The organism is Amnibacterium sp. (assembly GCF_051956055.1).
Classification (GTDB): domain Bacteria; phylum Actinomycetota; class Actinomycetes; order Actinomycetales; family Microbacteriaceae; genus Amnibacterium.
Genome location: NZ_JBQCGC010000057.1, coordinates 1 through 9,653 on the forward strand (window position 1 = coordinate 1; position 9,653 = coordinate 9,653).

At 74.3% G+C, this 9,653-nt stretch carries 11 protein-coding genes; 4 read left to right on the top strand and 7 right to left on the bottom strand.

What is annotated here, in order from left to right; genetic code table 11:
- Positions 1-169 precede the first annotated feature (169 nt).
- The 3 genes from ACTHLI_RS08410 to ACTHLI_RS08420 all read right to left on the bottom strand — a co-directional run bounded on the left by ACTHLI_RS08410 (position 170) and on the right by ACTHLI_RS08420 (position 2,075).
- Complete coding sequence (locus ACTHLI_RS08410) at positions 170-619, bottom strand: hypothetical protein (protein WP_440182711.1); 450 nt, start codon at positions 617-619, stop codon at positions 170-172.
- A gap of 146 nt (positions 620-765) precedes the next feature.
- Positions 766-1,038 carry a protealysin inhibitor emfourin gene (locus ACTHLI_RS08415; protein WP_440182712.1) on the bottom strand — a complete coding sequence of 91 codons (273 nt, stop codon included), beginning with the start codon at positions 1,036-1,038 and terminating at the stop codon, positions 766-768.
- Positions 1,035-2,075, bottom strand: coding sequence for a M4 family metallopeptidase (locus ACTHLI_RS08420; protein WP_440182713.1), 1,041 nt, complete (start codon positions 2,073-2,075; stop codon positions 1,035-1,037). The genes ACTHLI_RS08415 and ACTHLI_RS08420 overlap by 4 nt, the downstream gene beginning before the upstream one ends.
- A gap of 143 nt (positions 2,076-2,218) precedes the next feature.
- Here ACTHLI_RS08420 and ACTHLI_RS08425 point away from each other — a divergent pair, with 143 nt between their 5' ends.
- On the top strand, positions 2,219-2,641 hold the full coding sequence (locus ACTHLI_RS08425; RefSeq protein ID WP_440182714.1) for an SHOCT domain-containing protein: 423 nt from the start codon (positions 2,219-2,221) through the stop codon (positions 2,639-2,641).
- A gap of 226 nt (positions 2,642-2,867) precedes the next feature.
- Here the strand turns inward: ACTHLI_RS08425 and ACTHLI_RS08430 are convergent, their stop codons facing one another.
- A complete protein-coding gene (locus tag ACTHLI_RS08430) occupies positions 2,868-3,347 on the bottom strand; it encodes a hypothetical protein (RefSeq protein ID WP_440182715.1) in 480 nt (159 codons plus the stop codon).
- Between the two features lie 323 nt (positions 3,348-3,670).
- Between ACTHLI_RS08430 and ACTHLI_RS08435 the strand changes: the two genes are divergently transcribed.
- Positions 3,671-4,687 carry an FhaA domain-containing protein gene (locus tag ACTHLI_RS08435; protein ID WP_440182716.1) on the top strand — a complete coding sequence of 339 codons (1,017 nt, stop codon included), beginning with the start codon at positions 3,671-3,673 and terminating at the stop codon, positions 4,685-4,687.
- A 4-nt stretch (positions 4,688-4,691) separates the two neighbouring features.
- Here the strand turns inward: ACTHLI_RS08435 and ACTHLI_RS08440 are convergent, their stop codons facing one another.
- Complete coding sequence (locus ACTHLI_RS08440) at positions 4,692-4,943, bottom strand: hypothetical protein (RefSeq protein WP_440182717.1); 252 nt, start codon at positions 4,941-4,943, stop codon at positions 4,692-4,694.
- Positions 4,944-5,126: 183 nt separating this feature from the next.
- On the opposite strand from ACTHLI_RS08440, the gene ACTHLI_RS08445 reads away from it, so the two are divergent.
- On the top strand, positions 5,127-7,070 hold the full coding sequence (locus ACTHLI_RS08445; protein WP_440182718.1) for a hypothetical protein: 1,944 nt from the start codon (positions 5,127-5,129) through the stop codon (positions 7,068-7,070).
- A gap of 72 nt (positions 7,071-7,142) precedes the next feature.
- Entirely contained in the window at positions 7,143-7,316 is a 174-nt protein-coding gene (locus ACTHLI_RS08450; protein ID WP_440182719.1) for a hypothetical protein, read from the top strand.
- Between the two features lie 138 nt (positions 7,317-7,454).
- On the opposite strand, the gene ACTHLI_RS08455 is transcribed toward ACTHLI_RS08450, so the two are convergent.
- Both ACTHLI_RS08455 and ACTHLI_RS08460 read right to left on the bottom strand, forming a co-directional pair.
- Complete coding sequence (locus ACTHLI_RS08455) at positions 7,455-8,441, bottom strand: hypothetical protein (protein ID WP_440182720.1); 987 nt, start codon at positions 8,439-8,441, stop codon at positions 7,455-7,457.
- Positions 8,438-9,653, bottom strand: a 1,216-nt coding sequence (locus ACTHLI_RS08460; protein ID WP_440182721.1) for a sensor histidine kinase, incomplete at its 5' end; no start/stop codon positions are given. The genes ACTHLI_RS08455 and ACTHLI_RS08460, both read right to left, overlap by 4 nt.

The following is a 9,653-nucleotide window of genomic DNA, read 5'->3' on the forward strand; positions in this document are numbered from 1 at the left end:
GAGGCGGCTTCGCCGCACCTCGACCGGCGGAGCTCCGGTGATCGCGGTGCGAGCGGAGCGAGCCTCGAGATCACCCCGAACCCTCGTGGCCGCCCGGGTGCACGGCGGATCTTCACGGACAAGGGCCCGGGCCCTTATCCGTGAAGGTCAACTCTCGCGCCTGCTCGCCTCACATCCACGCGGGCGGCAGGTCCGCGGGCGGGTGCAGCGCGAGGAACGAGACGGTCGCGGGCTCGGTGTACCGAAGGCGCAGCTCCGCCAGCTGCGGCGCCGCGTCCGCGAGCTCCTCGAGCGCGACGACGAGGAGCGCACCGCGCGTCGTCCGGAGGCGTCGGTCGAGGTCCGCCTGCCGGTCCGCGTCGCTGAGCAGGACGGTCCAGGGATCGCGGGCGTACCGCTCCTCCATGTCGCTGATCCGCTCGCCGATCAGTTCATCGACGGCCGCGACGGCGGGGTGCGCGACGCCGTGGGGGAGGTCCTGCAGCGGCCCGTCGAGCACCAGGATGCGGTAGCGGTCGAGGCAGAGGGGGCAGCACCGGTGCGCGCGAGCGGGCTCGGGGCGGTCCGGGGTCCAGGAGCGCGCGGCCGCGGTCGCCGCCTGGACCGCCGCCTCGAACATCGCGCCTCCCTCCGCGCGCCGTCGCGCGGTGTGAGCACGATCGTGGACCCTCCGGGCGCGGAAGGGAACACCTCGGGTACGCGAAGGACGCCGCCGCGTGCCTTTCCCGCCCGCACGCGCAGGCGGGGGAGGCACGGAGGGGCGGGTCAGCGGGCGCGGCGGTTCAGGAGCTCCTGCAGGGTGGGGCGCAGGTCGGCGGGCAGCTGCGCGCCCGTCAGCTCCACGCGGTCGGTGGCCGACTCGGTCACGATCGTGAACTCGTAGACGAAGTCGTCGCGGGCGCGGCCGGGCGGCTGCGCGGCGGCGCTGCGGACGGCCGCGGAGAGGCGCTCGGCCTCCTCCGGGTCGTCCACCTCCGTCGTGACCGTCAGCCCTGCGAACCCGCCGCTGCGGGTCACGACCACCCGCTGCACGCTCACGACGTCACGATCCCCACCCCGCTCCACGCCTCCGACACCGCCTGCTTCGCGGCGGCGCCGAAGAGGCGCTCGGCGGTCGCGATCGTGAGCAGCGCGAACTGCGCGAACGTCGCGGTCGACTGCAGCTGGCCGCCGGTGAGGGCGGCGTACCAGATGTGGCCGGCCTGCTCCCAGGCGTTGCCGCCGAGGCCGACCGCGGCGAGGTAGAACGCGTGGTTCGGGATGCCCGAGTTCGTGTGCACGCCGCCGTTGTCGCTCGTCGTGCGGACGTAGTCGCGCATGTGCGCCGGCTGCGGGTCCTTGCCGGCGAGCCGCGGGTCGTCGTAGGCGGTGCCCGGCGCCTTCATCGAGCGGAGGGCGACCCCGTGCACGTCCGCCGCGAGGAGGCCCTGACCGATCAGCCAGTCCGCCTCCTGCGCGCTCTGCCCGAGCGAGTACTGCTTCACGAGGGAGCCGAACACATCCGAGATCGACTCGTTCAGCGCGCCCGACTGGCCCTGGTACGCGAGGTCGGCGGTGGCGCCGGTGACGCCGTGGGTGAGCTCGTGCCCGATCACGTCGACCGAGATCGTGAAGCGGTTGAACAGCACCCCGTCCCCGTCGCCGAAGACCATCTGCTGACCGTCCCAGTAGGCGTTGTCGTACTGCTGCGAGAAGTGCACGGTGCCGGAGAGGTCCATCCCGGCGTCGTCGATCGAGTTGCGCTGGTAGACGTCCTCGTACAGCTTCCACGTGTCGCCGAGCCCGTCGTAGGCCTCGTTCACCGCGACGTCGGTGCTCGCGGGGTCACCCTCGCTGCGCACGAGCTCGCCGGGCAGATCCTCCTGACCGTGGGCGTCGTGGATGAGCCGGTGGAGGCGCGCCGTCACGGGAGCGGCGGCCCGCTTCGCGGAGCGCATGGTCGTCGCGCCGAGCAGCCGGTTGACCGCGAAGGTCTTGTCGAAGCCGAGCGTGTGGATCGCGGCGTCGCGGACCGCGGGGTCCTCGTGGCGGGCGAGCGCCTGCAGGATGTACGGCGGGACCAGGGTGCAGGGCATGGGCGCTCCTTCGTGGCGGGTCGCCACCGTACGCACGGCCGCCGACGGCGCGCCAGGGTCGCCTCCGGAACCAGGGGTCACGGCGTGGGCGCCGGCTGCGCCCCGGAGGCGCGGGGCGGGGCGAGACGCGCCATGCTGGAGGCATGGTCTCGGTCCAGCGCCACCTCGCGGTCCTGCGCTCGGCGCTGCAGCCGGAGGAGCAGGAGCGGCTCTGGATCCGCGCGGAGCGGGCCGAGCGCGGGCACTCCGGCGCCCTGCTGCTCACCGACCGGCGGCTGCTGTTCAGCGGGCTCGGGTTCGTGGACCAGTCGCAGGAGGCGTGGCCGCTCACCGTCGTGTCGAACGTGCGGGTGACGCCGGCAGGGCTCGAGCTGCACGTGCTCGGCGCGCCCGAGCGCTTCACCGGGAAGGCGAAGGACCTGCAGCAGCTCGCCGACCTGCTGCCGAGGGCCGAGCGCACGGACGACTCGGTCGCCGACGAGCTCGAGCGGCTGGTGCGCCTCCGGGACTCCGGAGCCCTCACCCCGGCGGAGTTCGAGGGCGCGAAGCGCCGCCTCCTCCAGTAGCGCGACGCGCCGCGCCCCTGGAGCGCGCGCTTGCCTCGAATCGGGGTGGGCGTCGGCGCGTCGGGCCCGATGTGCGCCAAGTCTGCGTTCCCCCGCTTCGTCGTTCAGGAGATTTGCCGCGCCGGCCGAAGGAACTCCTGAACAACGAAGGGATCGAACGCGCGCTTGCCTGGAATCGGGGTGCTCGCCGGCGCGTCGGGACCGATCTGTGGCAAGCGTGCGCGGGTCAGCAGCCCTGGAGGATCCAGGCCTTCACCGTCGCGGCGGTCTGATACGCGTACTGGTAGGCCCAACCCCTGAACGGCGCTTCCGAATCCGCCACCATCGACACCTCGCCGGTGAAGCACCGACCCACGATCGAGCGAGCGCGCGTGATATGCGACGTAGTGGTCGTCACCACGACACTCGACCAGTGACGCGCAGCGGCGTACCGACGCAAGACCTCCGCCTCACCACGCGTCGTACTCGGGTCGGGCTTGAAGCAGATCACGTCCGACCGCGCGCAGAGTCCTTGCACATCCCATTCAGAGGCCTCGCCGGGGACGGAGACGAGCGCGGTGTCCACCCGGTGTGCTGCAAGCAGCCGTTCGGCGACGGCCACTCGCTCCGGCACCGGTGGCCCGAGTACGAGCACGGCGTCCGCGTGGGCGGGAACGGCATCGATCCGCGGGAACACGATGAACGGCAGCCCGACGAGGATCCACACGGTCAGGCCTGCGAGGGCGATGGTGCCACCGAGACGGATCTGACGTCGTGTCGGCGCCCGCGTCTCGGTCTCGCTCGTCACACGTCTCCGTCCGCGGGCGACGACCGGTCACGGACGCGATGCGCAGCAGCACGCCCGACATCGAGAGAATAGCCGTGGCAAGGGACCTTCGGCCGTTGACGCCCGCGGTGTCAAGGCCATGATCAGGTCTGTGCCGCGGAGTGCCCAACCCGGCATCGCGGGTCATCGGCACAGGGCGACGCGGTGCCGGTGACCCGCATCCGCCCGCTGACCCATATCCTGCGCCTTCATACTGTGCGGCCATGGGATGGCTCTGGCTCGGTCTGCTGATCGGCCTGCTCGTGGGTGCGGGCGCCGTGGCGCTCCTCCTGCGCGCGGTCGGTCGCCTCACCGGCACGGACCTCCGCGGCGTCGGCCGCCTCGTCCTCGACGGGCTCACCCCTGGCAGGCGGAGGGAGGGGGTCGCCGCGCAGCGGGCGCTCGCCAGACGGCTGAAGCGGGCGGGTGAGCGGACCGCCTCCGGCCGCCGCGTCGCCGCCGAGGAGCTGACCGTGCACGTGAGCCCGGAGGACCACGACGCGATCGAGAAGGCGCTCGGGCTCGACGCCGCGCAGGCCGATCTCGCCGAGTTCTACCGCGAGCACGCGTCCAGCGCGAACTGGATCGTCGGCGCGGAGCCGCAGGTGGTGCTGGTGCGCGACATCAGCCTCCGGCCGCGCCAGGCCTTCGTCCGGGCGACGACGCGCGCGGCCGCCGCGGGCGGGGCGGCGCAGCCCGAGCCGCGCGCCACCCCGGAACGCCGAGCGCCCGACCCGTGGCTCACTCCGGAGCCGGAGGAGCCGCCGGAGCCGGAGCCGGAGGAGGAGCAGGCCTCCCCGCTGCCGGTCGTCCCACCCCGCCGCGAACCGCTCACCCCTGCCGTCCCGGCGCGCCCTGCCGATCCGGACGACGCGCCCACCGACGTGCTGCCGCGCGGACTGCTCGACGACTCGGTGACCGCGGTCTATCCCGCCGCCGGCCTGCTCGGCGACCTGGTCGCGGTGCACGGCACCGACGTCCGGACGGTCTCGCCCGACCAGGGGGCGCTCCGCATCGGGCGGGCGCGGCAGAACGACCTCGTGCTCGACCGCCCGGGCGTCGGTCGCGACCACGTGGTCGTGGAGGCGCGGGGTGACGCCTGGTGGGTCGTGCCCGGCACCTCGCAGGGCGGGACGAAGCTCGACGGCGTCGCCATCGACGCGCCGACCCCGCTCCGGCGGGACGCGGTGCTCGAGCTCGGGCGCGGCGTCCGCATCCGACTGAGCGTCGGGCCGGTGTGAGCGGTCAGCTGCTGCGCGGCCGGATGATCGGGATCGCGCCCGTGACGGCCTTGAGCGTCCGCACGCCGATCACCGGGATCTGGCCTGTCATCGCCTGCACGTTCCGGCCGATCGCGGTCCGTGCGGGGCGCGCGGGACGACGGACGCGCGGGCGCCGCTGCTCGGCGACGCGGACCGCGCGGCCGAGCGCCAGCGCGACCAGCCCCGCGAGCACCACCCAGCCGACGACGATCCCGGCGACGAGTGCGATCCACATGCCTCATCTCTACCGGATCGTGCCCCCCGTCCGGGGGTGCGACACGGGCGCGCCGAGCTCCCGGAGGGGGCACCGCGGTGCGGCCCGCGGTCCGGCTTCCGCCTCCGGTGTCCCGCTGCGGGCCGGCGCCTGCTTGACTGCTGCCCGGCGTGCTCCGGGGGAGGCGCGTCGGACGGGGGCACGATGAGCGAGGTCGCGGCGAAGCCGCCCGGCCGGGGCAGGCGCTTCGACCTCGTCGCGCTGCTCGTCATCGGCGTCGCGATCGTCGCGGCTGGGCTGCTGCCCGCCGTCACGGCGAACGCCGGTGGTACGACCACGGTCCGCGGGGACGTCACCCTCGACGGCCGGCCGCTCGCGTTCTTCCCGGTCGGCTTCTGGACCACCAACGGCCAGTCCGTCGCGACCACCCAGACGGACGCGAACGGCGGGTTCACGCTCGACGTGTCGGACACGCTCGACGGCTACGCCTACGCAGGCACGGCGCCGGATGCGACGACCGCGATCGTCGACTTCGACGGCCGGGAGGTGGTCCGCGGCGTCATGAACGGCGAGCGCTCCACGACGCCGATCTACCAGGGGCGCCCGACCGCGACCGCCAAGGGGCTGGAAGGCGGCGCCTCCGAGGTCCACTTCCGCCTCCAGGAGGCGGGCCGGATCGCCGGGACCAGCCCGATCGCCGCGAGCGGCATCCGCGCGATCCAGGTGCGACGGGCGGACAACTCGGTCGTGCAGACCCTGCGGCTCGACGGGAGGTCGCGGTTCCGATCGATGCCGCTCGCGCCCGGTCCGTACGGTCTCGTGCTGGTCCCGAAGTCGCCAGGGCTGCCGAGCGTCGCGAGCGCGGTCGTGGAGAGCGGCAAGACCACCTCCGTGACGCTCTCGACGCCGGTCACCGGCGCGACGGTGCAGGGCACGGTCCGGGTCGGGACCAAGTCGGCGGGCTCCGGCATCCCCGTGCTGCTCGAGCAGGGCGGCACGGTGCTCGCCGCGACGACCACCGCATCGACCGGCGCCTGGTCGTTCCCGGGGATCGCGGCCGGGGACTACGCGGTGGAGGTCGGGCGGTTCGACGAGCCGCCCTCCGGATCCGCCTCCGCCGCGTCGGTCGGGGTGCAGATCCCGGGCGCGGCCCCCTCGCCGAGCGCGACCGCACCCACCGCGGCGCCGAGCGCCTCCGCCTCCCCGACGTCCCCGCAGGCCGCGGCGATCGAACCCGTTCCCCGCACGTCGGACGCCGTGCTGCCGCAGACCTTCGACTTCACGGTGCCGGACGTGCTCGGCGAGGTGACCGTCGCCACCGAGGTGCAGCGCGCCGGTCGGCTCGTCGGCTTCGTCACCGTGGACAGCACGGCGAGCGGCTCGACGGCCCCGCCGGTGCGGGTCGTGGTGGAGGAGGAGGCGACCCAGCGGGTCGTCCGCGTCACGACCGCGGCGAGCGACGGGCGGTACTCGGTCGGCGGTCTGCAGCCGGGGAAGCGCTACCTCGTCGCCGCGGTCACGGAGCCGTCCGATCTCACCCTCGCGCGGATGGGCACGGCCACCGCGGTGGCCCGCACGACGGCCAGCACCGCGGACGTCATCGTCAACCAGCCGGCGCTGACCCTGACCGGCGCCGTGTCCGGCGCGACCAGCGGCCGGGTGCTCCTCGGCGCGAGCACCCTGCTCCAGCGCACCGCGACGATCGACCGGTCGGGGGCCTACGAGCTCGACGGGCTCGTGCCCGGCGCGTTCCCGGTCGTGGTGACGACACCGAACCGGGAGGCGTCCGACCCGGTCGGCGTGGTCGTCAGCGCCACGCAGCCGACCGTCGATCTGCAGCCCGGACCGGCGCCGGCGACCTTCAAGGGCTGGTTCATCTCGAGCGGTGCGGGCGTGCTGGCGATCACCGGAACGGCGACCGATACGGCCGGGGATCAGGTCGTGTTCGGGCCGTCCACATCGCTGGGGCACGTCGCGATCTCGCAGCTGCGACCCGGGACGTACGCCTACGACCCCGAGTCGTTCCGGGGGAGCGCCCCCGCCGTCGACGGTCCGTGGTACTACCAGCCTCCGGCCGGCACGTTCACGCTCAGCGATGGCGCGACCACCGACGTCGGCCCGATCGTGCTCCACGTGCGGCTGCACTGATCGACGCGGATTCGCCGGACGCGCTCAGGAGGCTCAGAAGACGCTCCCAGCAGCGGATGGCTCACTGAATCCGTGCTGACCGTCGCGCTCGTCGTCCTGGCCGTGATCGGTGCGTGGGTGATGGCGTCCGTCTCGATCGCGCTCGTGGCCGGCGGCGTCATCCACGCCCGCGACCACCGGGATGCGCCGTTCGGCGGCTTCCGGAGCCCCGCCGCCCCGCTGGTCGGCGCCCGCTCGCGCCGCTGACCTCCCGGATCCCGCTGCGCCCCGTCCGCAGCGCCGCACCCCTTCCTTCCTCGTTCAGGAGATTCGCGCGCGACGCGCCCGGATCTCCTGAACGACGAAGGGTGTGGGGCGCCGAGGGGAGCCCGGGCCGGCGGCGGGTCAGTGGAAGACGGCCGCCTCGCCGTGGTCGTCGCGGACCGCGGAGGCGCGCACGCCCCCGCCCTCGATGTCCCGGAGGCGGCCGATGAAGCCGCCCCGCTTGGTCGACTCGAGCTGCGCGGCCAGCCAGAGGGACGCGTCGGCCCGGGCGGCTTCGCTCGCCTCGTCGGCCTCGTCGAGCAGCAGCACGTTCACGCCACGGCGGCGCGCGGTGTCGACCACGGCGCGGAGCTCCGTCGCGCTCAGGCGCGGGGTGCGGATCTGGTCGCGCAGTGCGCCCTCGAGCACGAGCATCTGCCGCCGGTCGTCGGCGGAGATCCTGCGGCCCTCCGCGATGGCGCGCAGCATGGGCCCGGCCTGCTCGAGCACCTGCTCGACGGCGCTGCGCCGTGCTCCGGCCCGGGCGCGCGCGACGTCCTCCTCCATCCGCCTGCGCCGCTGCACCGCGCGGAACGCGACCGATGCGGCGTTCGAGCGCCGGAGGCTCACGGCCAGCGCCGTGCCGACCGCGAGGGTGGCGACGTGACGCACGACCAGCCCGAGCCCGACCGACAGGGGCCGGTCGCCGAGCACGGCCCACCCGAGAGCGGTCGCCAGGACGACCGCCATGGTCACCCACGCGACCCCGAAGCGCCCCACGACCGTCAGGCCCAGCAGGTCGAACGCGATCCCGCCGAAGAACCACGCGTCGTACCCCGCAGGTCGCGCGATGTCGGCGATCGACATCAGGCCCGTGATCGCGGCCCCGACGACGAGCGCCGCGAGCACCACCGCGGTCCGGAGGGGGAGGTCGAGCGAGCGGCGCCGGATCAGCACCCATTGCGGCACGACGATCAGCACGAGGCTGACCGCGTCCCACGCGTTGCTGCCCGCGGAGGTGAGCGCGAGCGCCGCATGCACGACGACGAAGAGCGCGAAGTAGGCGGCGCCCGCCCCCACGAGCGAGCGGAGGACGCGCTGCGACCAGGGCGCGGGCACGACGCTCATGCGGCCGACCAGCCGACGGTGATGCGGGTACCGACTCCCGGCTTCGAGATCACGCTGGCGGAGCCGCCCCGCAGCGCGCGCATCCGGCCCTCGATGCTGTCGGTCAGCCCGAGCCGACCTGCCGGCACAGCGCTGCGTTCGAAGCCCACCCCGTCGTCGAGCACGTCCACGGTCGCCGAACCCGGGCCGACGCGCACGTGGACCGTGCGGTTCGCGGATCCGGCGTGCCGGAGGGAGTTGCGCATCGCCTCCTCCGCCGCGTCGACCATCGCGTCGGCGACGGGGCCCGGCAGGTCGTCGCCCTCCTCCAGCTCGTAGTTGAACAGCGCCTCCGGCAGCACCGCGGTGGTGATGGCCTGCAGCTTCCAGACGAAGTCCTCACCGGACAGGTCGGCGGGCACCTGGTCGTCGCGGAGCAGTGCCTGCAGGCCGTCGAGGGCGCGCTGGGCGTCGCGGCGCTCGAGCCCGGCGCTGCCAGGCAGCTGCCGCGCCGCCGTGAGCAGGGTCGCGAGCACCCGGTCGTGCACGAGCTCGTTGATCCTCGCCCGTTCGCGCTCCCTTGCCGCGTCCGCGGCGGCGCCGGCCGTCGCCGCCTCCGCGGCCGCCTCGGCCTCGTCGGCGGCGCCCGCTGCCGCGAGGCTCGAGACGCCGAGCGCGACGAAGGTGAGCGTGAACAGCAGCACGTACAGCCCGTCCTGCAGGCCCCGCACCAGCTGCGCGTCCCAGCCGAACCCGACCCGGTCGAAGAAGCTGAGTGCGCCACCCGCCACCGCGACGCCGACGGCGCTCCACGGGCCGACGGCGAGCGCGGAGGACACCAGACCGAGCCCGCACACGTCCGAGAACCAGATGTGGGGCGGCGGCCCGGAGGTCGGCGACGCGACGAGCGGCACCGAGGCGAGCACGAGCAGGGTCCCCGCACTGTTGATCCGCGCCGCCCAGCGGATCGCGCTCAGCGGCAGGACGAAGGCGCCGAGGCCCATCGCCACGGAGGGGCCGATTCCGATCACGAGCGCGGTGATCGACCACCAGAGCGGCCAGCTCGACCGCCCGTCGACTGCCGCGGGCGCCACGAGCACGCCGAAGAGGATCGACGCCGGCAGGAACGCGAAGGCGAGCACGCGGTACACGCGCTCCTCCGCGCGCGCGCCGGCGATGCGGCGCAGGAGGGGGAGGGAGATCGGGACGGACACGTCGTCCGGCACCGCCCGC

Coding starts and splice junctions, on each gene's coding strand:
- ACTHLI_RS08435 (WP_440182716.1), top strand. CDS start 3,671: ATGGGATGGCTCTGGCTCGGTCTGCTGATCGGCCTGCTCGTGGGTGCG.
- ACTHLI_RS08410 (WP_440182711.1), bottom strand. CDS start 619: ATGTTCGAGGCGGCGGTCCAGGCGGCGACCGCGGCCGCGCGCTCCTGG.
- ACTHLI_RS08455 (WP_440182720.1), bottom strand. CDS start 8,441: ATGAGCGTCGTGCCCGCGCCCTGGTCGCAGCGCGTCCTCCGCTCGCTC.
- ACTHLI_RS08425 (WP_440182714.1), top strand. CDS start 2,219: ATGGTCTCGGTCCAGCGCCACCTCGCGGTCCTGCGCTCGGCGCTGCAG.
- ACTHLI_RS08445 (WP_440182718.1), top strand. CDS start 5,127: ATGAGCGAGGTCGCGGCGAAGCCGCCCGGCCGGGGCAGGCGCTTCGAC.
- ACTHLI_RS08420 (WP_440182713.1), bottom strand. CDS start 2,075: ATGCCCTGCACCCTGGTCCCGCCGTACATCCTGCAGGCGCTCGCCCGC.
- ACTHLI_RS08440 (WP_440182717.1), bottom strand. CDS start 4,943: ATGTGGATCGCACTCGTCGCCGGGATCGTCGTCGGCTGGGTGGTGCTC.